This window comes from Pseudomonas sp. B34(2017), assembly GCF_002112915.1.
Taxonomy (GTDB): domain Bacteria; phylum Pseudomonadota; class Gammaproteobacteria; order Pseudomonadales; family Pseudomonadaceae; genus Aquipseudomonas; species Aquipseudomonas pharyngis.
Genome location: NZ_NEJA01000002.1, coordinates 414,491 through 439,555, shown reverse-complemented (window position 1 = coordinate 439,555; position 25,065 = coordinate 414,491). Strand labels below are relative to the sequence as shown.

18 protein-coding genes are annotated in these 25,065 nt (G+C 60.3%); 10 read left to right on the top strand and 8 right to left on the bottom strand.

Features of this window, described 5'->3' with window-relative positions:
* Window positions 1-12: 12 nt before the first annotated feature.
* The 3 genes from CAF80_RS07415 to CAF80_RS07405 all read right to left on the bottom strand — a co-directional run bounded on the left by CAF80_RS07415 (window position 13) and on the right by CAF80_RS07405 (window position 4,367).
* Window positions 13-1,683 (bottom strand): ATP-binding protein, encoded by a 1,671-nt coding sequence (locus tag CAF80_RS07415; protein ID WP_039768273.1) that lies wholly within the window; start codon window positions 1,681-1,683, stop codon window positions 13-15.
* Window positions 1,680-3,182: an ATPase domain-containing protein gene (locus CAF80_RS07410; protein ID WP_039768275.1), complete on the bottom strand. Its 1,503-nt coding sequence runs from the start codon at window positions 3,180-3,182 to the stop codon at window positions 1,680-1,682. Before CAF80_RS07410 ends, CAF80_RS07415 begins: the two co-directional genes overlap by 4 nt.
* Window positions 3,183-3,311: 129 nt before the next feature.
* Window positions 3,312-4,367: a tetratricopeptide repeat protein gene (locus CAF80_RS07405; RefSeq protein ID WP_039768276.1), complete on the bottom strand. Its 1,056-nt coding sequence runs from the start codon at window positions 4,365-4,367 to the stop codon at window positions 3,312-3,314.
* Window positions 4,368-4,559: 192 nt separating this feature from the next.
* Here CAF80_RS07405 and CAF80_RS07400 point away from each other — a divergent pair, with 192 nt between their 5' ends.
* Genes CAF80_RS07400 through CAF80_RS07390 form a run of 3 tightly spaced genes read left to right on the top strand, consistent with a single transcriptional unit; the run spans window position 4,560 to window position 7,870 of the window.
* Window positions 4,560-6,695 carry an FUSC family protein gene (locus CAF80_RS07400; protein ID WP_074690655.1) on the top strand — a complete coding sequence of 712 codons (2,136 nt, stop codon included), beginning with the start codon at window positions 4,560-4,562 and terminating at the stop codon, window positions 6,693-6,695.
* Complete coding sequence (locus tag CAF80_RS07395) at window positions 6,685-6,885, top strand: DUF1656 domain-containing protein (RefSeq protein WP_039768281.1); 201 nt, start codon at window positions 6,685-6,687, stop codon at window positions 6,883-6,885. The genes CAF80_RS07400 and CAF80_RS07395 overlap by 11 nt, the downstream gene beginning before the upstream one ends.
* 4 nt (window positions 6,886-6,889) lie before the next feature.
* Entirely contained in the window at window positions 6,890-7,870 is a 981-nt protein-coding gene (locus tag CAF80_RS07390; protein WP_074690654.1) for an HlyD family secretion protein, read from the top strand.
* Window positions 7,871-7,929: 59 nt separating this feature from the next.
* On the opposite strand, the gene CAF80_RS07385 is transcribed toward CAF80_RS07390, so the two are convergent.
* From CAF80_RS07385 to mexE, 3 genes are read right to left on the bottom strand one after another with little or no spacing between them, the layout of a single operon-like run.
* Window positions 7,930-9,351: an efflux transporter outer membrane subunit gene (locus CAF80_RS07385; RefSeq protein ID WP_085667068.1), complete on the bottom strand. Its 1,422-nt coding sequence runs from the start codon at window positions 9,349-9,351 to the stop codon at window positions 7,930-7,932.
* On the bottom strand, window positions 9,348-12,539 hold the full coding sequence (locus CAF80_RS07380) for an efflux RND transporter permease subunit (RefSeq protein ID WP_074690653.1): 3,192 nt from the start codon (window positions 12,537-12,539) through the stop codon (window positions 9,348-9,350). The genes CAF80_RS07385 and CAF80_RS07380 overlap by 4 nt, the downstream gene beginning before the upstream one ends.
* A gap of 15 nt (window positions 12,540-12,554) precedes the next feature.
* A complete protein-coding gene (mexE, locus tag CAF80_RS07375) occupies window positions 12,555-13,808 on the bottom strand; it encodes a multidrug efflux RND transporter periplasmic adaptor subunit MexE (protein ID WP_085667067.1) in 1,254 nt (417 codons plus the stop codon).
* 430 nt (window positions 13,809-14,238) lie between these two features.
* On the opposite strand from mexE, the gene gcvA reads away from it, so the two are divergent.
* The 3 genes from gcvA to CAF80_RS07360 all read left to right on the top strand — a co-directional run bounded on the left by gcvA (window position 14,239) and on the right by CAF80_RS07360 (window position 16,840).
* Window positions 14,239-15,144 (top strand): transcriptional regulator GcvA, encoded by a 906-nt coding sequence (gene gcvA, locus CAF80_RS07370; protein ID WP_074690651.1) that lies wholly within the window; start codon window positions 14,239-14,241, stop codon window positions 15,142-15,144.
* 76 nt (window positions 15,145-15,220) lie between these two features.
* Entirely contained in the window at window positions 15,221-16,048 is an 828-nt protein-coding gene (locus CAF80_RS07365; RefSeq protein ID WP_039768292.1) for an EamA family transporter, read from the top strand.
* Window positions 16,049-16,078: 30 nt separating this feature from the next.
* Window positions 16,079-16,840 carry an SDR family oxidoreductase gene (locus CAF80_RS07360; protein WP_074690650.1) on the top strand — a complete coding sequence of 254 codons (762 nt, stop codon included), beginning with the start codon at window positions 16,079-16,081 and terminating at the stop codon, window positions 16,838-16,840.
* Window positions 16,841-16,877: 37 nt separating this feature from the next.
* Here the strand turns inward: CAF80_RS07360 and CAF80_RS07355 are convergent, their stop codons facing one another.
* Window positions 16,878-17,846: an AraC family transcriptional regulator gene (locus tag CAF80_RS07355; protein WP_074690649.1), complete on the bottom strand. Its 969-nt coding sequence runs from the start codon at window positions 17,844-17,846 to the stop codon at window positions 16,878-16,880.
* 101 nt (window positions 17,847-17,947) lie between these two features.
* Between CAF80_RS07355 and CAF80_RS07350 the strand changes: the two genes are divergently transcribed.
* On the top strand, window positions 17,948-19,198 hold the full coding sequence (locus CAF80_RS07350) for an MFS transporter (protein ID WP_074690648.1): 1,251 nt from the start codon (window positions 17,948-17,950) through the stop codon (window positions 19,196-19,198).
* A 133-nt stretch (window positions 19,199-19,331) separates the two neighbouring features.
* Here the strand turns inward: CAF80_RS07350 and CAF80_RS07345 are convergent, their stop codons facing one another.
* A complete protein-coding gene (locus CAF80_RS07345) occupies window positions 19,332-20,246 on the bottom strand; it encodes a LysR family transcriptional regulator (RefSeq protein ID WP_074690647.1) in 915 nt (304 codons plus the stop codon).
* Window positions 20,247-20,516: 270 nt separating this feature from the next.
* Between CAF80_RS07345 and CAF80_RS07340 the strand changes: the two genes are divergently transcribed.
* The 3 genes from CAF80_RS07340 to CAF80_RS07330 all read left to right on the top strand — a co-directional run bounded on the left by CAF80_RS07340 (window position 20,517) and on the right by CAF80_RS07330 (window position 25,017).
* On the top strand, window positions 20,517-21,539 hold the full coding sequence (locus tag CAF80_RS07340) for a zinc-dependent alcohol dehydrogenase family protein (RefSeq protein WP_039768299.1): 1,023 nt from the start codon (window positions 20,517-20,519) through the stop codon (window positions 21,537-21,539).
* Between the two features lie 546 nt (window positions 21,540-22,085).
* Complete coding sequence (locus CAF80_RS07335) at window positions 22,086-23,537, top strand: hypothetical protein (RefSeq protein WP_039768300.1); 1,452 nt, start codon at window positions 22,086-22,088, stop codon at window positions 23,535-23,537.
* Between the two features lie 49 nt (window positions 23,538-23,586).
* A complete protein-coding gene (locus tag CAF80_RS07330) occupies window positions 23,587-25,017 on the top strand; it encodes a PLP-dependent aminotransferase family protein (protein WP_074690646.1) in 1,431 nt (476 codons plus the stop codon).
* Window positions 25,018-25,065: the final 48 nt, after the last annotated feature.

The window sequence follows — 25,065 nt, the reverse complement described above, 5'->3', positions numbered from 1 at the left end:
GCGTGAACCGCCTCAGCTCTTGATCATCTCCCGCACCTTCGCCGTCAGCAGATCGAAGGTGAACGGCTTGGTGATCATCTGCATCCCGGAATCAAGGAACCCGCCGCGCACAGCGGCGTGTTCAGCGTAACCGGTAATGAACAGAACCTTCAGGTCGGGCCGGTATTGCCGGCCGATTTCCGCCAGTTGCCGGCCGTTCATGCCCGGCAGGCCGACGTCGCTGATCAGCAGATCGATACGCTGCTCCGAATCCAGAATCGGCACGGCACTGTCGGCATCGCTGGCCTCGACAAATCCATAACCCAGTTCGCTCAACACTGCACTGACCAGCACCCGCACGGCCGGATCGTCTTCGACGATCAATACGGTTTCGCCTTCCACGGCGTCGGGCGCCTGCTCCGTGTGCGTTGGCGCGTGAGACAACGATTCGCCCTGGAAGCGCGGCAGATAAAGTCTGACGGTGGTGCCCTCGTCGATTTTGCTGTCGATCGAGACGTGGCCACCGGATTGCTTGCTGAAACCGTAGATCATCGACAGACCCAAGCCGGTGCCCTGGCCGATCGGCTTGGTGGTGAAAAATGGGTCGAATGCGCGATTGATCACGCTCTCGGGCATGCCGCAACCATTGTCGGTCACGCTCAATAGGACGTAATCGCCGGGCTTCAGGTTGCTGTAAGCGGCGGTGAAATCGCTTCCCAGCACCTGATTGCTCGTCTCGACTACCAGATTGCCGCCGTCGGGCATCGCGTCGCGGGCATTGATAACCAGGTTGAGCAGGGCGCTTTCCAGTTGATTGGGGTCGGCCTCGGCTACCCACAATTGTTCGTGCAGGCGCATGTCCAGTTGAATGCTTTCGTTGAGGCTGCGTTGCAGCAGTTCGCCCATCGATTGCACCAGATCGTTCATCTTCACCGCTTTTGAGTCCAGTGACTGGCGACGGGAAAATGCCAATAGACGGTGAGTCAGGCCGGCGGCGCGGTTGGCGGAGGTCACGCCGAGGTCGATGAGACTGTCGAGATCCTCCGTGCGGCCACGCGCCAGTCGACGGCGAATCAATTCGAGGCTGCCGATGATGCCGGTCAGCATGTTATTGAAGTCGTGGGCGATACCGCCGGTCAATTGACCGACCGCTTCCATTTTCTGCGACTGACGTAGCGCTTCCTCGTTGTGCCGCAGTTGCGCCGTGCGTTCCTCGACTTGTTGCTCGAGGGTTTCCAGGGTCGATTGCAGGCGTCGTTCGCTATTGCTCAGATCGATCAGGCGATCACGGGCCTCGTATTGTCGTCGTCGACCGCGCAGGGCGGTGGAGATCAGGCTGACCAGCGTCACCGGATGGAAGGGGCGTTCAAGAAACGTCACGTTACCCAGTAACTTGCTGAGCTGCGAAGAGGGGCCCTGTCCGGATCCGCCGTGATGGGTCAACAACACAATCGGCAGATCTGACCAGGCAGGTTGTTGCTCCAGATAAAACAGCAGGGATTCCAGTTCCGGGCCATGCAGAGCCTCGACGGCGATCAACAGCAGCCCGGCGCCGGGTTCCAATTCGTTGCACAGGGTGGCCAGATCGGGAGTGATCAGGCCACCGTATCCGGCCTCGTTGAGGATCATCAGAGCAACCTGGCTGTCGCGACCCTGGGGTGCAAGTATCAGCGCCCGTTCCGACAGCGGCACGGTGACGGTCACAAGTTTTCATCCTTAAGCAGCGGGTTACTCGCGCCGAGGTAGGTGGGTACGCCACGCAGCACGCCCTGGAAAGCTTCCAACGGCTCACCGATGGTCATGCCTTGTTTGGAAATGCGATATTCGCGGATGGTCGATTCGTGGCTGCCGGTGCGTTTCTTGATGATCGAAACTGCGCGACGTACCTTGCCGAGGGCTTCGAAATAGCGCAGCAAAATCACAGTGTCGGCGAGATAAGTGATGTCGACCGGGGCCTGCATGTCGCCGACCAGACCGTGTTGAGCGACGGTCATGAACGTCGCGGCGCCCTTGCGGTTCAGGTACAGCAGCAATTCGTGCATGTGCAGTACCAGCGCGTTCTCTTCCGGCATCGCGGCCTGATAGCCGTTGATGCTGTCGATCACCACGGTCTTGATGTCACCTTCATCGACGCAGCGTCGCACCCGGTGAGAGAACTCGCCGGGGGACAATTCGGCGGCGTCCACTTGTTCGATCAGCAGATTGCCGGTGGCCTGCAAAGCCTTGAGGTCAATGCCGATGTTGTTCATGCGCTCGAACAGCAAGCCCAGCTCTTCATCGAAAATGAACAGCGCAGCCTTTTCACCACGCGCCACGGCCGCTGCCGCGAAAATCATGGTGATCAACGATTTGCCGGTGCCCGCCGGGCCCAGAATCAGTGTGCTGGAGCCGGTCTCGATACCGCCACCCAGCAAAGCGTCCATTTCCTTGATACCGCTGGACAGCTGCAGGCGTGGGTAATCGCCGCGATGCTCCGCCGCCACCAGACGCGGGAAGACGTGCACGCCATCGCCCATGATGGTGAAGTCATGGAAGCCGCCACGGTACTTCTGGCCTCGGTACTTGATAACCCGCACGCGACGGCGCTCGGCGCCATAGTTGGGGGTCAATTCTTCGAGGCGAATCACGCCGTGAGCGACACTGTGAACGGTTTTGTCCAGGGATTCGGTGGTCAGGTCATCCAGCAGCAATACCGTGGCGTCGTAACGCACGAAATAGTGCTTGATCGCCAGAATCTGCCGACGGTAGCGCAGGGAGCTTTGCGCCAGCAGGCGGATTTCCGAGAGGCTGTCGAGCACCACACGGGTGGGTTTGAAGCGCTCGACCACTTCGAAAATCTGTTTGGTCGCCTCGCCCAGTTCAAGATCAGAGGAATAGAGCAGGCTTTGATGATGCTCGGCGTTAAGCAGGCTTTCCGGGGGCGTCAGCTCGAAAATCTCGATATTTTCGTTCAGTTCCCAACCGTGGGACGCTGCGCCCTGGCGCAACTCTCGCTCGGTTTCGGACAGCGTGATGTACAACGAACGTTCGCCGGCTCGGGCGCCGGCCAGCAAGAAATGCAACGCGACTGTGGTTTTACCGGTTCCAGGCTCGCCCTCCAGCAAGAAAACGTGACTGCGGGACAAACCACCGGCCAGGATATCGTCCAACCCTTCGATGCCGGTGGCGGCTTTTGCACTGATCAACGCGTTCGATGTAGACAAAAAATGCCCTCTCATGACTAGGGGAAACGAGGCAGCGGGCGCCGGACGCCGTTTTGGCACTGCCTGATTACTTGACCTTTTGCCGTGACGACGGTTCCGATTTTCTTGCGGGATGTGTGGAGAAGGCCGCTAGAGGCCTTGCTGCAACGAGGGATCATCGGGGTTCATCTGCTCGAGCTGAGCCAACAGGATCTGCACGTTCTGCAACTGACCGCTTTCTTTCCAATAGTTGATCAGAAGCACCCGCGCCTTGCGATCGGCGGGGTGACGCTGGACGATTTCCTGCAACTGCTTTTGTGCCGCTTCCAGTTCTTCGGCGCTGTGCAAGGTGGTGGCGAGGTCGTAGCGGTAATCCTTGTTGTCGGGCTCGAGTTCCACGGCTTTGGACAAACCGAGCAGGGCGTACTCGCGTTGGTCGTGGTGCAGCAACCAGAGGCCCAGGGCATGTTGCAGATAAGCCGAGTCGGGCTGGGCCTTCAGTTGTCGGGCGAGCAGTTGTCGGGCAGCGTCGCTCTGGCCCTGACGGTCGAGCACTTCGATCTGCATCACCAGCGCCGGCAGGTTGCCGGGGTCGAGGCGCAGGGTTTGTTCCAGCGCTTGCTGTGCCTGTTTCAATTCAGCGTTGTGCAGATAAAGGCGCGCCAGTTGAGCGTAATTGGCAGCGCTTTCCGGCTGGGCCCTCAGCGCCTGCTCCCACACGTCGATGCCTTGCTGGAGCGGGGCGAAATACAGGCCCAGTTGATCCGGAGACAAGCCGAGCAGGGCGTTGATTGCGGCGAAGCGTACGGTTTGATCTTCATCGTCGAGCAACGGGCCCAACAGCAAACTGCGCTGACCGCCAGGCACCAGGCCCGTCACGCTTTTGATTGCGGCCAGTCGAACGTCCGGCGATTCGTTTTGCAGATCGGCATCCGCCAGTTTCAGGGCCTGGGGGCTCGGGTAGTTGGGCAGCTCGGCGTGCAGCCAGACACGCCGTTTGACTGAAAGATCCGGGCGCCCCAGTTGCTGGTACAGCATCCGCGCAGCCCCCGGTTGACCGGCACGAGCAGCGGCCAGCGCTTCGCTGTAACCGTGTTTGATCGCCTCCGGCACAACCGGCGCAGTGCTGCGCAAAGACAGCCAGGCGACGATCAGGACCAGCGCAAGGCCGAGGCTGATGAGCAAATAGCGGCGAGACTGAGGCATGCGAATTTCCGAAACTTTCGTTTTGCAGCGGAGGTCGCAAGCTTCTGTCAGCTCGCGCCGTGAGTCAAACCCTCTGCCCGATATGGCCTGCTACAGGCGTTGAATCGACCTACAGCTTGTGTCGACCCTGTTTGCCGTCATCCTCTCCATGCAGTGTCTACGCTTGCAGAAGTTGTTTCTACGAGGCCATCCATGCAGTCCCTGCTCATTTATTTCAAGGCAGTCATCCACCCCAGCCAGGCAGTACTGCTGTTTGGTTTGCGCACCATTGTCGCCGGATTGCTGACCTTGTACCTGGCGTTTCTGTTCGATCTCGACCAGCCGAAATGGTCGATCATGGCCGTAGTGATCATCAGCCAGCCACTGGCCGGGATGGCGCTGGCACGCAGCTTCGGGCAAATCATCGGGACAACCCTTGGCGCGGTGGTGGCAGTGCTGCTGATGGCTATCTTTCCCCAGGCGCCGTTGCCGTTCATCACGACCCTGGCGCTTTGGCTGGCCCTGTGCACTGCCGGCGGCACGTTATTGCGCTATACAAGTTCCCAGGCGTTCGTGCTTAGCGGGTACACCGCCGTGGTGGTGGCGCTGCTGGCGATTCCGGATCAGGACGGCACCTTTCTGCTGGCGGTGACCCGGGTCACCGAAACCTTGCTGGCGGTGGCGTGCGTATGCGTGGTCAGCCTGTTGACGGCGCGGCCCGAAGCGGTATCACGCAACTATTTCGCGAAGGTTGATCAGGTGATCAAGCTCGCCGCCACCCATGCCGCCGCTGTGCTTCGCACCGAAGAAAGCGAAGCGGACTTTCAGCGCCGGCAAATGCAGCTGCTGGGGGAAATCAGCGCCCTCGAAGGTCTGCGCCGGCACTTGTATTTCGATGCTCCACGCCTGCGCAGCGCCAACAATCTGGTGTTGTTGCTGGGCAATCAACTGATGCTGCTGACCTCACGCCTGACCGCGCTGCGTCACCAGCGGGAGCTGCTCACTGAGCGATGGGAGGGCGACCTGCCGCTGGAAATCCAGCAATTGCGTGCAGAAGAACTGGCACTGCTCGACCAGCTCGCACTGCAAGGGCGCTCATTGCCGGCCGAGGCGCGGCACCAGTTCGTCGCGCTGCAACAGCAGTTCGAAGGGCTCGCCTACAGGGCCGAACAATTGACGGAAGACATGAGTGCAACCCTGCGCTCGCTGGCGTGGGCATTGCGCTGGGAACAGGCGCGGCTGTTGCAGCAACTGGAGCAGATTCTCGAACTGAGCGATGCGATACAGGAAGGGCGGGAGGCCAGTTGCATGTTCCGTGGCCAGTCCAGCCCCTTGCACCTGGATTTCACCCTCGCGACGATGAACGCCATCCGCGCCTTCAGCGCATTGTTGGTGGCCGGACTGATCTGGATCGAAACCGCGTGGGACGGCGCGCGGGGCGGGATGATTCTGGTGGGGATTCTGTGTTCGTTGATGGCGACGTTTCCGCGCCCGTTGATCGCCGCGCAGAGTTACGCCCGAGGGCTGGGACTGGCCTTGGTGGTGTCGGCGTTCTATCAATTCATGCTGGTCCCGGCGATCAGTGATTTCGAAATGCTGGCCTTGCTGCTCGCGCCTCTGCTGTATGTGATCGCGGTCGGACTGGCCAACCCGGCCACCACCGGTATCGGCATGGGCCTGGGGCTGTCGAGTTTCCTGATGCTCGGGCCGCAGAACGTCGGCACCGGGCAGAACACCGCCATTCAATGGTTCGAATTTGCCGGAGCCTACGTGAGTGCGGCGATGCTGGCTCTGATTGTTTATGCCTGGATTTTCCCGTTCCGCCCGGCTCTGCGCATCCGGCGCTTTTACAACGAAGCGCGGGAGCAGGTCTACCAACTGACCAAGAGCCCGGCCACCGATGAACAGCAATTCGCCTTCGAAAGCCGAATGGTTGATCGCCTGACCTCGATGCTGGGCGTGTTGCCGGCCGCCAACGAACGGGACATGCAGCGCCTGTATGAAATCAGCCTCGCCTGTGTAGCGCTGGGCGTGGCCATGCACCAGCTCAGGCAACAGGCGCAAAACAATGCTCTGCTTACGGACGATTTGCATAGGCAGCTGTCGACGGCATTGCGTCAGACCGGCCGTTTCGTCGCCGGCCGACCGGATGTACGCCTGACACCTTTACTGGCTACGCTGCATGCGCTCGGCGATGAGCTGGATGCCTTGCATGTCGCCACCCATGAGCACTTGTGGTCGGTATTTCGCATGCGCGTGGCCCTGTTGATCGTGGTGTCGTTTCTGGAACGACATGGCGAGCATTTGCAGCCCGACCGATCTGAAGGAGAGCCCATCCTTGCCCATTGATTTCGAGATCGGCGGCGTTTACCTGCCGCCAATCGCTCAGGCCTTGTTGCTGGCCATACCGGTTTTTCTGCTGCTCGACTGGGGTTTGCGCCGGCTCGGCGTCCTGCGTTTTGTCTGGCATGAGGCGCTGTTCGAAGGCGCCCTTTATGCCTGTGTGTGCGCCGCACTGATTCTGCTGATGGGAGCCTGAAACCTTGAAGACGTTGCTCACTCGATTGACGACATTGGCGGTGGTGCTGCTGGCCATCGTGCTCGGCTGGTTTGCCTGGGAACATTACACCCGGGCCCCGTGGACTCGGGATGCGCGGGTGAGGGCGGATGTGGTGACACTCTCGGCGGATGTTTCGGGCCGCATCGTCACACTGGCGGTGCAGGACAACCAGCATGTCGACAAGGGCCAGTTGTTGCTGGAGATCGACCCGGCTCGTTACAGCCTCGCGGTCGAGCATGCGAAACGCTCGGTGGAGGTCTCCAAGGCCACGCTCGGGCAGTCGCAAGCAGCCATCGTCGCCAGCGAAGCGTTGCTCAAACAACGCCAGAGTGAAGAGCGCCGGCGACGTACGCTCAAGCAAGGGTTCGCGATTTCCGGGGAAGAGTGGGAGAAGTCCAGTACCGACGTGGCCGTGGCCCAGGCCGATCTGTTGCGCAATCAGGCCAATCTCGGTCTCGCCGAAGCCAACGTGCAACTGGCGATTGCTGCATTGACCCAGGCCGAACTGGATCTGCAACGTACCCGAGTCGAAGCGCCGGTCAGCGGTTATGTCACTAATCTGCTGACCCGTCAGGGGGATTACGCGGTGGCCGGTAGCGCCCTGCTGGCACTGGTGGACAGCGGCTCCTTTTATGTCAGCGGCTATTTCGAGGAAACCAAACTGCCACGGATCGAGGAGGGCGACCGGGTGCGGATCGAATTGATGAGCGGGGAGAAATTCGGCGGCACCGTGCAAAGCATCGCCTTCGCCATTGCTGATCGGGAAAACGCGCCGGGCAGCCGATTGCTGGCCAACATCAACCCCAGCTACACCTGGGTGAAACTGGCGCAACGGGTGCCGGTGCGGATCGGCATCGACCCTGATTACGCAGGCAAGGATCGACTCAGAGCCGGTACCACCGCGACGGTCACGGTGCTGGAAAATCATGAAAAACAGAGACAAAAAAGCCCCGCGACCGAATGATACGCGGGGCAAAAAATTTGGTTGGTTGCGGCCAACCAAAGGAGCTCTTTAAAAAACGATTACTTGCTGGCCACCGTTTCTGGCTGCCAACCGCCACCGAGCGCCTTGTAGATCGCGACGATGCCGCGATACAGATCCACTTCGGCCTGGGCCTGGCTGTCCTCGGCGTTCAAGCGTTCACGCTGGGCGTCGAGCAGCACCAGGAAATCGGTGGTGCCTTCGCGGTAGCGGATTTCGGCGAGGTCGGCAGCCTTGCGGCTCGATTCGCTCTGACGGATCAGCGAAATCAGACGTTGCTGACGTTTGCCGTAATCACTGAAGGCATTTTCCGACTCTTCCAGCGCGAGCAATACTTGCTGTTCGTAGGTCGCCAGTGCGCCTTCCGCATCGGCATCGGCGCCGCGCAAACGGGCTCGCACGCTGCCAAGGTCGAACGCCGCCCAGGTGATGCTCGGGCCCAGTGCCCAGGCGTTGGCCGCCGAGGAACCGATCTGCGAACCACGCCCGGCCGTCCAGCCGAGGAAACCGCTGAGACTGACCCGTGGGAACAGGTCGGCCTTGGCTACACCGATACGCGCCGTGGCCGAAGCCAGTCTGCGCTCGGCGCTGAGGATGTCCGGACGACGCTGCAGCAGTTCGCCCGGATCACCGATCGGCAAGGCCTTCGCAATCGCCGGCAGGTCTTTCGGACTCAGGTCGACGGTCAGCTTGTCCGGACGCTCACCCAGCAGGGTGGCGATGCGGTTTTTCTGCCGAGCCTGTTCTGCCTGCAGCTGCGGCACGCTGGCTTCGACCGACGCCAGACGCGCATCGGCCCGTTCAACATCGAGCTGATCGCCAACGCCGGCGTCACGCAGGCTGATGGTGATCTTGCGCGACTCCTGCTGGTTGTTCAGGTTCGCCAGCGCGATCTTTTCCCGCAGTTGAGCACCGCGCAGTTGACCGTAAGCGTCCACCAGTTCGGCAATCATGGTGACTTGCAGTTGGTAAAGATCGGCTTCGGCCGCTTGCTGGTTGGCGTCGCTGGCTTCCAGATTGCGCTGGATACGTCCGAACAGGTCCAGTTCCCAGGCCATGTCCAGGCCCAGGTCATAGCGTTCACTGTTGACCCGATTGGTGGTCTGGCCCGGGATCTGACCTTTGGCCAGATCGCTGCTGGCGCGGCTGGTGATGGTCGGCATTGCATCGTTGCTGGCGTCGTCGCGGATCGCCCGGGCGGCTTTCCAGCGGGCGAACGCCACGCGCAGTTCACGGTTGCCTTGCAGTGATTGAGTCACCAACTGGTTGAGAGTCGGATCGTCGAACTGCTGCCACCAGATGCCTTCGAATTTCGAACGGTCGAAGTTCTTCTGGCCGGCGGCGCCGTCGGTGGCGGACGTGATGTTCGCCGCCTCCGTCGTCGGGGTCTTGTAGTCAGGGCCGACGGCGCAGGCACTCAGGGCCAGCACCAGCAGGCTCGGCAGGAAGACTTTCAGACTCATGGGTGCGCCTCCAGTGGCTTTTGAAGATTTTGCGCCTTGGTCGCTTTGCGAGCTTCGCTGCGCTCCACGAAGTTGCGGATCAGCACATAGAACACGGGGGTCAGCAGCAGACCGAAGAAGGTCACACCGAGCATCCCGGAGAACACCGCCACGCCCATGGCATGACGCATCTCGGCACCGGCACCGCTGGAGAAAACCAGTGGCACCACACCCATGATGAACGCGAACGAGGTCATCAGGATCGGCCGCAGACGCAGACGGCAGGCTTCCAGTACGGCGGCCAGCGGATCGAGGCCTTCTTCCTGCTTATCCTTGGCGAACTCGACGATCAGAATCGCGTTCTTACAGGCAAGTCCCACCAGTACGATCAAGCCGATCTGGGTGAAGATGTTGTTGTCGCCGCCAGAGATGATCACACCGGTGATGGCCGACAGCAGGGTCATCGGTACGATCAGGATCACCGCCAGTGGCAGGCTCCAGCTTTCGTATTGCGCCGCGAGCACCAGGAACGCCAGCAATACGCAGAGCGGGAACACGAACAGCGCGGTGTTGCCGGACAGAATCTGCTGGTAGGTCAGGTCGGTCCACTCGTAGGTCATGCCGTTCGGAAGTTCATCCTTGAGCAGTTTCTCGATGGCTTTTTCGGCCTGGCCGGAGCTGTAGCCCGGGGCTGCGGCACCGTTGATTTCAGCGGTGATGAAGCCGTTGTAGTGCATCACGCGATCCGGGCCCGAGGTGTCGCTGACCTTGATGAAGGTCGCCAGCGGGATCATCTCGCCTTTGTTGTTGCGTACTTTCAGCTGGCCGATCTGGTCGGATTCGAGGCGGAACTGCTGCTCTGCCTGAACGTTGACCTGATAGGTACGACCGAAGCGGTTGAAGTCGTTGGCATACAGCGAACCCAGGTAGATCTGCAGGGTGTCGAAGATGTCGCTGACGGCCACGCCGTGGGTCTTGGCTTTTTCCCGGTCGATGGCGGCATCGACCTGCGGCACGTTCACGGTGTAGCTGGTGAACAGGTTGGCCAGTTCCGGAACGTTATGGCTCTTGGCAATAATATTCATGGTTTCCTTGTACAGCTCTTCGTAACCCAGGTTGCCCCGGTCTTCGATTTGCAGGCGGAAACCACCAATGGTGCCCAGACCTTGTACCGGCGGTGGCGGGAAGATCGCCATGTAGGCTTCCTGAATTCCCGCGTACTGGCCGTTCAAGGCACCGGCAATCGCACCGGCGGACATGCTCGGGTCTTTACGCTCGTCGAACGGTTTCAGGGTCACGAACACGATGCCGGCGTTCGGGCTGTTGGTGAAGCCGTTGATCGACAGGCCCGGGAACGCTACGGCGCTTTCCACGCCTGGCTGTTTCAGTGCCAGGTCGGACATGCGCTTGATCACGTCTTCAGTGCGGTCCAGGCTCGCGGCGTCCGGCAGTTGCGCGAAGGCCACCAGGTATTGCTTGTCCTGGCCCGGTACGAAACCGGTCGGGGTGCTGGAGAAACCGAAGAAGGTCAGCACCATCAGGCCTGCGTACAGGAAGAGGGCGATGCCGCTGCCACGGATGACCCGGCGCACGGTACCGACGTAACCGTGACTGGCGCGGTCGAAGAAACGGTTGAACGGACGGAACAGCCAGCCACCGAAGATCTTGTCCAGCACTCGCGAGAAACGGTCTTTCGGCGCGTCGTGGCCCTTGAGCAACACGGCGGCCAGTGCTGGCGACAGCGTCAGCGAGTTGAACGCCGAGATCACCGTAGAGATCGCGATGGTCAAAGCAAACTGCTTGTAGAACTGACCGGTCAGGCCCGAGATGAACGCGGCGGGTACGAACACCGCGCACAGCACCAGCGCCGTGGCAATGATCGGGCCGGTCACTTCACCCATGGCCTTTTTGGTCGCATCGAAGGGGTTGAGCCCCAGTTCAATGTTCCGCTCGACGTTCTCAACCACCACGATGGCGTCGTCCACCACGATACCGATCGCCAGTACCAGGCCGAACAGCGACAGGGCGTTGAGCGAGAAGCCGAACAGGTGCATCACCGCAAACGTACCGATCAACGATACCGGCACCGCCACCAACGGAATGATCGAGGCGCGCCAGGTCTGCAGGAACAGGATCACCACCAGAACCACGAGAATCAGTGCTTCGAAGAGGGTGTGAACCACCGCCTCGATGGAGCCGCGCACGAAGATCGTCGGGTCATAGACGATGCTGTAGTCCATGCCTTGCGGGAAGCTTTTCTTCAGCTCTTCCATCTTGCCGCGAACTTCGTTCGAGATTTCGATGGCGTTGGAGCCCGGACGCTGGAAGATCGGGATCGCTACGGCTGGCTGGTTGTTCAGCAACGAACGCAGGGCGTACTGACTGGAGCCCAGTTCGACGCGAGCGATGTCCTTCAGGCGAGTGATTTCACCGTTGTCGCCGGCGCGAATAACGATGTTCTCGAACTCTTCCTCGGAGACCAGACGGCCCTGAGTGTTGATCGACAGCTGGAAGCTTTGCGCAGTCGGGGCAGGGGGCGCGCCCAGTTGACCGGCGGCCACCTGACGGTTCTGTTCGCGAATGGCGGTCACCACATCAGTCGCGGTCAGATTGCGCGAAGCGGTCTTGTTCGGGTCGAGCCATACACGCAGCGAGTAGTCGCCCATACCGAACAACTGCACGTCACCGACACCACCGAGGCGAGCGAGCTCATCCTTGATGTTGAGAATCGCGTAGTTGGACAGGTACAGCATGTCGTAGCGTTTGTCCGGCGAGGTCAAGTGCACAACCATGGTCAGGTCGGGCGAAGCCTTGTCGACGGTGATACCGATGCGCGTCACTTCTTCCGGAAGCTTCGGCTCGGTCCGGGTCACGCGGTTCTGCACCTGCACCTGCGCGTTGTCCAGGTCAGTGCCCAGGGCGAAGGTGATGGTCAGGGTGATTTTGCCGTCAGCGGTGGATTGCGAGGACATGTACAGCATGTTCTCGACGCCGGTGATGGCTTGCTCCAGTGGAGCCGCCACGGTTTCACCGATGACTTTTGGGTTGGCGCCCGGGAAGTTGGCACGCACCACCACGGTCGGTGGCACGACTTCCGGGTATTCGCTGATCGGCAATTGGAACAGCGAAATCGCACCGGCGATCAGGATCAACAGCGACAGCACCGCTGCGAAGATCGGCCGTGAAATGAAGAATTGGGAAAAATTCATCGGAGTTGTCGTCCCTTAACCGCGTGGGGTCGCAGCAGCCAGTTTCACAACCGAACCCGGCGCGCCTTTGGCTGGTGCGACTTTGGGCGGGTTGCTGGCTTCCAGCGCTTGTCGTTGTTGAGCGAGAGCGGCAATGGTTTGCTCGCTGGCCATCGGGATCACTTCAGGCGTAACCGGCGAGCCAGGACGAACCCGTTGCAGACCCTTGACGATGATCGTGTCGTCCTTGTTCAGGCCGCTGCGCACGATACGCAGGCCTTCGATCTTCGGACCGAGCTCGACGGCGCGGTAGACGGTCTTGTTGTCGCCATCCATCACCAGCACGAACTTCTTGCCGAGGTCGGTACCGACCGCTTCATCGTTGATCAGCATGGCGTTGTAGGTGCCGCTGCCGACCAGTTTCAGGCGTGCATACAGGCCCGGGGTGTAAGTGCCGTCGCTGTTGTCGAACACGGCGCGACCACGGATGGTGCCGGTTTTCGGGTTGACCTGGTTGTCGACGAAGTTCATTTGGCCCAGGTGCGGGTTGCCGTCTTCATTGGACAGGCCCATGTACACCGGGGTAGTGGCGCCGCGCTGACCCTGACGGGCGAGCTGGGTGTATTTGAGGAACACACGTTCGTCCGCGTCAAAGTAGGCGTAGACCTTGTCAGTGGAAACCACGCTGGTCAGCGGAGTGGTGTCGGCGGTCACCAGGTTGCCCGCGGTGATTTCGGCACGACTGACGCGGCCGCTGATTGGCGCGGTGACGCGGGTGAAGCTCAGGTTGAGTTTGGCCAGATCCAGTTGCGCTTGCAGCGCGCCGACAGCGGCTCGGGCTTCTTGTGCAGCGCTGGTACGCGAGTCGGCCAATTCGGCGGAGATGGCGTTGCTGGCACGCAGGCGTTCGCCACGGCCGGCTTCGTTTTCGCTGCGTGTGGCATTGGCACGGGCCTGGGCAACCAGCGCTTCGAGGCGGCGGACCTCAGCCTGGAACGGACGCGGGTCGATCTGGAACAGCAGGTCGCCTTTCTTGACCAGAGCACCTTCGGTGAAGGCGACTTCGTCGATCTGGCCGGAGACCCGCGGACGGATTTCAACGGTTTCCGGCGCTTCGAGGCGCCCGGTGAATTCGTCCCACTCGTTGACCGGTTGTTCCAGCACCTTGGCCACGCTGACCTTGGCAGCAGGCATGGCCGCCGCGGTTTCCGGAGTCTTGCCGCAGGCGCTCATCACCAGCACGGCCAACAGAGCCAACGGGAAGCGCAAATGTTTGAGTGATTGTTCCATGGATGCATCCGCCAATGTATTGAAGATGGGCGGATGATGCTCGGCGGGTCGATAGCAAAACGAATCGAATGACACGAAGGTAACTATCATTCGGAATGATATAAGCCCGAGAGAAGCCCTCTAGCATGCGCCTTTCGTTAGGGGGCTATCAATTGGCCTGATGACAATTCTGTGTTGCGCGATCGGCAACTGTCGCAGGCGAAATTGCTGGGTGAGGATTATGCGGCGATTAAATGCTGCGCTGAAGTTACCGAGCTTCGACATCCTTGCGGAGCATATGGCGCTTGTTTACAAAGACCTCGCCTGGCTGCTGGAGCATTACGCCAACATCAAGAGTCCTGTTACCCGGAACAGGCAACCCACAACATTTCGCTCTAACATGACCTGATACTCATACCTCGATGTTTTGCCAATCCCGGACCCTTTGTTTATGAGAGATCTGCCCCCGGCCGCAACCTTGCGTGCTTTCGAAGTATCCACCCGGCACCCGACGTTCACCGCCGCCGCGCAGGAATTGCATGTGACCCAGAGCGCGGTCAGCCATCAGCTTCGGCATCTGGAAGAACTTTGGGGCTTGCAGCTGTTTGAACGGGGCAAGTCGTTACGCCTTACGCCTGCGGGCGCTACCCTGGCGCCGATTGTGCGTGAGTTCTTCATGAGCCTTGAGGCGACGCTGGCCGATCTGCGTGAGCAAAAGGGCAGGGTCCGGCTCAGCGTCAGCACAACCTATTCCTTTGCGTTGAAATGGTTGCTGCCACGCTTGCCGAGCCTGGCCCGCCAGCACCCGGAACTGTTGGTGTCGCTGGACACCACGGACAAGGTCATCCATTTCGCCAGCAGCGAAGCCAATGTCGCGATCCGCTTGGGCAAGGGCAACTATCCCGGTCTGTATTCACAGTTTTTGTTCGGTGAGCAGGTTTTCCCTGTGGCCAGTCCCGAACTGCTGCAACGCGTCGGAGTGCCGGGCAGTCCCGCCGATTTGTTGCAGTTGCCGCTGCTGGCACGTGACGGCGCTGAACTGGCACCGAAATGGGAAGCGTGGTTCCAGTCCGTCGGGCTGGCATTTTTGCCGCTACGGGAAAGCGTCAGGTTTGGCGATACCAATATGACGGTGGAGGCGGCTTTGCTCGGCCATGGCATTGCCCTGGTACGCAGCGGGCATGTCGAGAAGGAAATCGGCGATGGCCGTCTGGTGCGGCTGTTCGATGTGCCGTTTCAGTCACCGCTCGCCTACTACTTCGTTTGCCCCAAGGGCGTTGAGACGCAGCCGCACATTGAGAGTTTTCGCGAATGGCTGCTCGGTGAGGCGCTCAAAGTGCAAGGCGGGCAGGTTTGAAGGCATGAATAATCACTCATGGAGCAATGAGGAGTCTTCTCTGTAATCCGACCGTTCGGGCTGCCTAAAATGGCCAATGCCTACTCATCTCGTCCTCCTTGTCCTGTTCGCCGCGCTGCTGCACGCCGGCTGGAATGCATTGCTGCGCGGCGGTGCCGATCGGCTCTGGTCGATGACGGTGATGTGCGTTGCAATTGCCATAGTCTGTGCAGTTGCCGCGATGTTCATGGTGGCGCCTGCGCCTCAGAGCTGGGGGTATGCGCTGCTGTCGGCATTGCTGCACGTTGGCTACAACCTGTTTCTGGTGCGCAGTTACCGGGTCGGCGATCTGGGACAGATTTATCCGATTTCGCGCGGCTCATCGCCCGCGTTGATCACGCTGGGCGCCGCATTGTTTGCCGGCGAAACCATCACCCCCGGCGAATTGCTCGGCATTGCTCTGGTGTCTGGCGGGATCATTTCGCTGGCCTTCCGGGGACGCAGCCTGTCGGTGCCCAGCCTGCCTTACGCATTGGGAACCGGCTGCTTTATCGCGGCTTATAGCGTGGTCGACGGCATTGGCGCGCGGCTGTCCGGCGCGCCGCTGGCCTACACGGTGTGGATGAGTGCCTTGTGGGGCGTGCTGATGCCGGTGGTCTACATCGTTCTGCGCGATGCCCGCAGCCTGTTTTCGATTCGGCCCGGAATGTTCGCTGCGGCAATGGGCGGGCTGGTCTCTCTGCTTGCCTATGCAATCGTTATCTACGCGATGAACGAAGCCCCGCTGGGCGCGGTGTCAGCCTTGCGCGAAACCAGCGTGCTGTTCGCGGCGTTGCTTGGTTACTTGTTCCTCGGTGAAACCCTTACCGTCCGCCGGATGCTGGCCTGTGTGGTGATCGCCTGCGGCGCGATCATCATCGGCTGACTCGGCATCATCTGCTAAGGAGTAGTTTTCATGGTCAACGTCTCGCAGGCTCCGCTGATTCTGATCACAGGTGGCAGTCGGGGAGTGGGCGCCGCCACCGCCCGACTCGCTGCTGCTCAAGGCTACGATGTCGCGATCAGTTACGTTGCCAATGAGTCCGCCGCGCTGGCAGTGGCGGCGGATGTCGAAGCGCTGGGTCGCAAGGCGTTGGCGATGCGCGCCGACAGCGCCGACCCCGAGCAGGTCGCGAGTCTTTTTACCGCGATCGACCGCGGGTTCGGGCGCATCGATGTCCTGGTCAATAACGCTGGCGTGCTGGCGCAACAGTCACGCCTGGAGGACCTGGGCTTCGCGCGCATGCAACGCATCTTTGCGGTCAATGCTCTCGGGCCGATCCTGTGCGCCCAACAGGCCGTGAAGCGCATGTCCCTGCGGCACGGCGGTGCGGGCGGCGTGGTGATCAATGTGTCGTCGGCCTCGGCCCGTCTGGGCAGTCCGAATGAATATGTCGACTACGCAGCATCGAAAGGCGCGCTGGAAACGTTCACCATCGGGTTCGCCAAAGAGGTGGCCCGTGAGGGCATTCGCGTCAACTGTATCCGCCCGGGGCACATCTATACCGACATGCACGCCAGCGGCGGCGAGCCGGGGCGGGTCGATCGGGTCAAGGACTCGATCCCGATGGGCCGGGGCGGGCAGCCGGAGGAAGTGGCGCGGGCCATTTTGTGGCTGGCTGGTGCAGAAGCATCATTTGTTACCGGTACATTCCTCGACGTAACCGGCGGCAAATGACTCAGAGGCGAGGATCATTGACTCCGTGCGCTGGACTTCAAGTAGTCGCGGACTGCCTCGCCTTGCGACTCAAACCCGGTGTCCTGCCCGTAATGCGCTTGAATGCACGACTGAACGCAGCCTGGGATGTATAACCCAAACGCTGCGCCACCTCTTCGATCGGCAGCCTTTCGAGCGTCAGCCACTGGCTTGCAAGCCGCATTCGCAGTTCGGTCACGTAGCGCAGCGGAGTCATGCCAATCGTGACCTGGAAGCGCTCCGCGAATACCGAACGTGAGGTATTACAGTGCTCTGCCAACTGCGCAACGGTCCAGTCGCGGCCCGGTTGTTGATGAAGCGCAAGCAGTGCACCGGCCAAGCGTGGATCACGCAAGGCGGCGATAAGACCCGAAGCATTGCCGCAGGCACACTCGACCCAGCCGCGAACGACCATGGCGGCCACCACGTCGGCCAACCGTGCGAGGATGCCGGCAAAGCCCACGCGGGCGGCGCTGACCTCGCGCTCCATGGTGGTCAGGATCGGTACCAGCCCGGGATAACGCTGGCCACCGGCATCAATCAGCATCAGGCCCGGCATCAGCCGGCCAAGGCCATGGATACTGCCCAGCTCAAACTCCATGCAACCACTGAACAAAACAGTGCTCGGCGTTGGGCTGGCATCGGCTCCGGTATCCACCGCGCTGACGGTGTCACCCAAGGTTTCGCCGTCTAGACCGTCGATGTCTTGGACAGGCGCGTCCGGATGGGAAAACAGTTGATGGGCCGCGCCATGGGAGATGAACACGGCGTTGCCGGCAGACAGCGCGTACCTGTTGCCGTCCTCCATTCGCAATTGCGCATTGCCGATGGCCATGAAGTGGAACCAGGCGTGCCCAGGTTTTTCCGCGAAGCTCAATCCGAACGTTGGACCCGCCTGGATACGCCGGTATTCAACGCCACGCAGGCGCATGCCGCGCAACAGCTCGTTGATGAGGTCCGAGGAAAGAGCAAATTGGTCTGCAGGCATCGTTCAGGTGTTTTGATCAAAAAATAGAGACTTTGGATCATAGATCATCCAGTTTTCGGCGCCTAGACTCGGCTCGCAATGAACATTGGGAGATCCGTGCAATGACTGACTGTGTATGTAACGCCGTATCCGACCGCCATTGCGGCGTCGGCGCGGATGTAGAGCCTGCGACGCCCGCGTGGATGGCCGTCTTCTCGTTGGCAATGGGTGTGTTCGGGTTACTCACCGCTGAGTACCTTCCGGCGAGTTTGTTGACGCTGATGGCTACCGACCTGGGAGTGTCCGAAGCGCTGGCTGGCCAGGCGGTGACGGTGACAGCCGTGGTGGCGCTGTTCGCTGGCTTGTTGGTGCCAGGCCTGACCCGCGGCATCGACCGACGTTGGGTGTTACTGGGCTTTTCCACGTTGATGGTCGCCTCGAATCTGTTGGTCGCCGTTTCCTCCAGCTTCGCGGTGCTGTTGTTGATGCGCATCTTGCTGGGTATTGCCCTTGGCGGGTTCTGGAGCATGGCGGCAGCGGTAGCGATGCGCCTGGTGCCGAGTGCCTTGTTGCCTCGGGCGCTTTCGATCATTTTCAGCGGCATAGCCATTGGGACGGTAGTTGCAGTGCCGCTGGGCAGTTATCTGGGCGGGTTATATGGCTGGCGCAGCGCGTTCTTTGCAGCGGCGGCGGTAGGCATGGTGACCCTGGCTTTCCAGTCGCTCACTCTGCCGCGCCTCGCGCCGCGCCGGCCGGCAAGACTGCGCACCGTTTTCGAGGTGTTGCAGCGTCCGGGCATCGCCATGGGCATGTTCGGTTGTGTACTGGTGCACAGCGGGCACTTCGCGATGTTCACTTATGTTCGGCCATTCCTTGAAGGGACTACCGGCATCGGCCCGCAAGGGCTGTCGCTGATGCTGCTGGGGTTCGGTGTGGCGAACTTCGTCGGCACGTTGTTAGCCGGGAAGCTGCTGGAGCGCTACCCGCTGGCCACTCTGGTGTTGATGCCCGCGCTGGTCGGCGTCGCAGCACTGGCGTTGGTGCTGTTGCCGGCGACGGTGCCGGGGCAGGCGGTATTGCTGGCGATCTGGGGGCTGGCCTTTGGTGGTGTGCCGGTGGCGTGGTCGAACTGGGTCGCCAACGCGGTACCTGATCAGGCGGAAAGCGCTGGAGGCATGGTGGTGGCGTCTGTGCAGTCGGCCATCGCAACAGGCGCCGCCGCTGGCGGTGCGGTATTCAGCCTCGGTGGGAGCGCAGGCGTATTCGTCGCAGCGGCCGCGCTGATGCTACTGGCCGCGCTGCTGATTGCTCTGCGGGTCCGCGTGCCTTCTGTACATGGCGTTCGCCAGGCCAAACCCGCGTTGCACCTTTGATCCGGCTTGCACGCTACAGCCTTGGGTACCGGTAGCGGGTGGGCTGTAATCGCGAAGTGCACTGGAAGTGACTGGATTTCCAGGATCCATGAAAAGCCAGAAATGATCAGATGAACAGCCCGCCCGGCGAAACCTAGAGACTGTCAGGGTCGCCGAAGAACATCTGAATCCGCGATCGCAACCACCGCTCACCCGGATCGTTATCCTGCGACCCGCGCCAGGCCATGTGCAGCTCGAACGTGCGTGTCGGCAGCGGTGGGTCTTCGGCGCGCAGGCCGCCAGCGGCTGTCAGGGCTTCCGCCGTGTAATCGGGGACGGTCGCTACGATGTCGGTGCCCGCCAGCAGCGTACCCAGTCCATTGAACTGCGGCACCGCCAGGACCACATGCCGTTTACGTTCGAGTTTTTCCAGTTCTTCATCGACGAAACCACTGAGGTCGCCGGCAAACGACACCAGCGCATGCGGTCGGGCGCAGTAATCGTCGAGGCTCAATGGGCCCGGGACAGTATCGGCGCGCAGCAATTTAGGGGCGCTACGGCGCAGAACCTTGCGCTTGGCGTTAGCCGGCAAATCGGTGGTGTAGCTGACGCCGATGGAGATTTCGCCGGAGGCGAGCAGGCCGGGCATCAGGATGTAGTTGACGCGACGCACCACCAGCACAATGCCGGGCGCCTCGGCGCGCAGGCGCTTGAGCAGCATCGGCAGCAATGCGAATTCGACATCGTCCGACAGGCCGATGCGAAATACCGAAGTGCTGGTGGCCGGGTCGAATTCCGCTGCACGGCTGACGGCGGTGGAAATCGAGTCCAGGGCCGGGGAGAGCAGGGCGAAGATTTCCACCGCGCGGGCGGAAGGTTCCATGCTGCGTCCGGTGCGCACGAACAAGGGATCGTCGAACAGGCCGCGCAGGCGCGATAGCGCCGCGCTGATCGCCGGCTGTCCGAGGAACAGCTTTTCCGCCGCACGGGTCACGCTGCGCTCATGCATCAGCGTTTCGAACACGATCAACAGGTTGAGGTCGACACGACGCAGGTCATTACGATTCATCTGGAGTCCTGGCAGAGTCATCAAGCTTGACGAGAGCGACCATATGAGAACAATGGCCGGCATGAATCTTACGGGGAAAGGCTGGTACTCTGCACCGGGTAATTCAGCTTTACTGAGAAGGCGGCAGCAGTTTTTTCATGGATATTTTCAATGCTGGCCATGCTGCGGAATCAATGACAGGCATGTCGACTATTAATAGCCACTGATAGTCTTGGCTGGAAAGCCCAGATAGAGTTCATGGCATTAGAGGTTACTTTGACGAGGTTTGCGATGTCCCGCACGATCCGTTTTCACAAGTTTGGTCCGGCCGAGGTGCTCAAATGCGAAGAGCATGCGGCTGCTCAGCCAGGTCCTGGCGAAGTGCAGGTGCGTGTCGAGGCGATCGGCATCAGCTGGTATGACACGCTCTGGCGTCAGAATCTGGCGTCGTCCCAGGCGCGTCTGCCTTCGGGCCTCGGTCATGAAATGGCCGGCGTGGTCACAGCGATCGGCGACGGTGTCGAAGATCTGGCGGTGGGCGACAAGGTGGCCAGCTTCCCGGCCGAGAGCCCCAACGATTACCCGGTCTACGGCGAACTGATCGTTCTGCCGCGCACCGCGCTGACCCGGTATCCGGACGTGCTCAGCCCGGTTGAAGCCAGCGTGCATTACACGCCGTTGTTGATTGCCTATTTTGGTTACGTTGATCTGGCACGGGTCAAACCCGGGCAGTTCGCCCTGGTGACCGACGCCAGCCACTGTGCCGGTCCATCCTTTGTCCAGTTGGGCAAGGCGCTGGGTGTGCGGGTGATTGCTGCCACCAAAACGGCGGAGGAACGTGAGTATCTGCTGTCTCTCGGTGCCGAAAAAGTAATCGTCACCGAAGAAGAAGACCTGTTGATGCGAATCAACAAGATCACCGACAACCGCGGCGTCGATGTGGTGTTCGATGGTCTCGGCGGGCCACAGATGTCGCTGCTCGGTGATGTACTGGCACCCCGTGGCAGCCTGGTGCTGTACGGCTTGCAGGGTGGCAACCAGACGCCGTTCCCGGCCTGTGCGGCGTTCCAGAAGAACATTCAGTTCTTCGTGCACTGCATCGGCAACTTCACCGGCAAGCCGGAGCTGGGCATCATCCAGGATCACGTCGCCTTGCAGCGTGCCTTGCGTGATATCAACCAACTCACCGCTGACCGTGTACTGCTTCCGCTCAAGACCCGGGTTTTCCCGTTCAACGAGTTTGTCGAAGCTCACCGCTACATGGATGAATGTCCGTGCCGCGAGCGGGTTGCCCTGCAAATCGAAACTGCCTGACCTTTCCAATCAGAGTCCGTGGCCCCACGGACTCTTGTGCGTTTTATCCTTCAGACATCAAGAACCCCTGGGTCAGACACCTGGGGACGTTCAGCAACTGAACTGGTTTTTGCTCTTGATCTGTATCTTCTAATTGCCCTCCAGACCCTGATAATTGAATGACTACTTTCATCTCAAGGAATGAGCTATGTCTGTGCATTCTATTTGTCCCATGCAGTATCGATCAGCTGTTTATCATCGCACTTCAAACTTCTGTTTAAAGTTTGTAGGGGATCCATGTAATCCCTTCTTTATTTCTTGTGCTCATTATGTGCAGGGTCTTGTAAGAAGTTTCCTAGGAAAACTAAAGCTTACCGAGAGCCCTGCAATGACGGGGCCTGAGCTCGCATTGGTCATGATGACTAAATGCCACGCGCATAACTGTTTCAAATAACTACAAAAACTTAAGTGTTAGCATTTCAGCGTCTATTAATTAATGAAGCGTGATTGCGCGCTCGCCCCGCGTGGGTGCGTGATATAAAACCTTTGATACCGGGTGAAGTACTGATGAGCACGATCCATGATCAGGCAATGAATTATGTCTACCAGCAAGTATTGCAGAGACTGCTGAGTTTCTTTTCCCGTGCCGAACGAACGGCATTGCAGCTATTGATCCAGCGCATTGCGGTTGCTGCCGGGGGCATGGAGCGTATCGGTGAATTCAAGGTATTGGTGACTCAATCCGGCACACGCGACTGTTGCTACAGCCTGGCCTTGTTACGTGCAGCGCAACTGAGCATTGCCGGCCGAGCACCTGCCACATTCCAGTTGAGGGTCGCGACGCTGCGTTGCAATGGCGTACCGGCTTCGGCATTGCACAACATGCATCGCAGCTTCAGCGCGCTGTTCCTGCACGACGATCCAAGGGTCGAGCTTTTGATGGTGGATCATCGCGAGATCCTGCCGTTCAACCATCTGGCACCTGTCTGCGACGAGGGGCGCGAGGCCGGCAGACTCAACCTGCTGATGATAGGGCATCGCCGTGGATGGGATGAAGATCTGACACTCTGGGACGACCTGTTTCTGACCACTGCCGAATTCTACGGTCAGGTCGCCCGCTGGAATAACGGTGTCGACGCCTTGATCAGTAGCGACAACGCGCGCCGTCAGGAGCAATTTATCGACGGTCTGGACCGCGCAGTGCGCAAGGCCGGCCTTGGCGGACTGGCGCGAAAGGGAGGTGGGTTCGATGAATTGTTCGGATTGCTCGATAGCGTCGGTGGCGATTGCTTTCGCGAAGTCTATTCCCAGGATGATCGGGTACCCTGGCGGCCGCTTGGCGAATTCGAAGCCTGTCGTCGAACCGGCTATATCGGCATCGACGATATGGTCGTCGGCAAAATGGAGGAACGCTGGCCCTTGCTCAGCGATTTCCTCGGGTTTCAGGCCGATGACCTGATGCTTGAAGCCCGCACCGGTGAATGCACCGACCCCTTGGTGGGCGCCTACCTGAAGGGGTTGCAAGCCAGTTATATCGAAGGGCGCGACTACGAAGCCGGTGTATCGGACTATCTGCAGCAATACCTGGCGGCGATGCGCCGCAGGAACACACCCGAACAGATTTGCGAACGTTTCATTGCCACATTCTGCAATCTGTCCGATCCCGTCGGACAGCGGGCGCTGGCAGCGGCGGCGTTGCAAAAGAATTTCGGCCTCAACGAGCCGCAGCTGGTTTGCCTGTTGTTCGCGCCGTTCATCAATGCCGGCGCCGGCCTTGAACGCTTCCTGCGAACCTGCCATCCCGGCATGCTGGTCGCCATGCCGGATCTGCACCGTGCCATGCAAGGCCTGCACGCGCCAGAGCAGGTCTTGCAATGGATGACCGATGTCAGCGGCATGCCTTTGCGCCTGATCTGCCGGTTGTATGCAATGGATGCAGTCCGGATGGGCGATCACGCCAAGACGCATGAGCTGCCCGAGCACGAGGTCACTGCGAGTGACCGATCGGCGGAAGGTTGAGTGCGAATTTGCTGCTCCGTCACGCGGATGTGTCTGCGGGCATCTGGACATGAGTGAGTCGCAAGCGTCCGATTTTGCCTATCAGGCGGTGTATCGCTACCTGACGCAACTGATCAGCGAACCGAGCAATCAGGGACCTGTTCGACTGCCATCGTTAAGGCAACTGGCCGAGCGTTTGAACGTATCGATCTCGACCATTCAGTACGCCTACGCACTGTTGGAGAAAGAAGGCCGGGTCTATTCCGTGGCCAAATCAGGTTACTTTGCGCAGGCGACATCCACGATCATGCCGCCCGGTCGCGGCAGTGATTTGCTGGAAACGGTCTACGTCAACGCCAGATGCGCCGGCATGCACGTACTGAGTGCCGATGAGCCGGCCTTGGTCCAGCCCCTGGATCGCCCCTTGCTGACGATTGAGCGAGAACTGTTGCGCCAGTATCCCCAGCACTTGCAAGCGCCTGCCCAGCCGTGCGGAGAGCTGGAACTGCGCACATTGCTGGCGGCTCGCTACACCTCATCGGCGAAGCATTGCTGGCACGCCGAGGATGTATACATCGGTGCCGATCTGAGAGGAGTGCTGGAGATCCTGATCGCAGTGCTCCAATTGCGCCACGCAACCGTAGTCGTCGAGTCGCCTTGTGACTGGATGATCCTGCGCCTGCTTGAGTCTGCCGAAGTCCGGGTCATCGAACTCCCGATTCAACCAGACGGGGCGCTCGATCTGCATACACTGCAGAGGCTGCTCGAAACCGAGCGGGTACGGCTGATCCTGCTGTCCTCGAAATTGAACATGCCCCACGGGAGCCGTATACCTCAGGACAGTCGCCAGGCCGTCGCGCAGTTGCTCGCGAATCATGGCACCTGGGTTCTGGAGAATGATTGTCATGGCGAGTTGCTGGACAAAGATGACGGTGAGCCACTGCGCGAACTGGTGGATCCCGACCGGCTGCTGGTCTTTTCCATGTTCGAAAAAATCATCGGGGTTGAAGCGCCCTACGGGTTTGTCCTGTCGCGACAATGGCGCGCCGATTTGCAGCGTCACTTCCTGTTGCGTTCGTTTCGCCTGTCACCGATCCGGCAGAAGGCCATTGCCCGACTCTATGGGAGCGGGCGGGTCGAACAGCACTTGCCGATACTCAGGCGCATACTCAGGGAGCGTCGGACCCGATGGGTCGAGCTGATAAGAGAGCGCCTGGGCGACGTTCTGCAGCTCGTCGAACCCCAGGGCGGCGCGACGATCTGGCTGCATTCAGCGCATCCGGTCGCGATGGATTCAGTGTTTCAACGGCTGCTCAGACAGCATGTACTGATCGCGCCGGGGGAGTTGTTCAGTCTTCAGGGCCTGCATGCACAGCACTTGCGTCTAAGCGTGACAAGCAGCATGGAACACGAGTTGTTAAGACTTGTCGGACTGCTTGGGGATGCGTTGCGACTGGCTCCGCGGACAGATGCGCGAAAACACCCGGCTTGTACGCAATAGACCCCATCGCGCTCCGGAGCAACTGCCAGTAAACTCCGTTGTAATTTC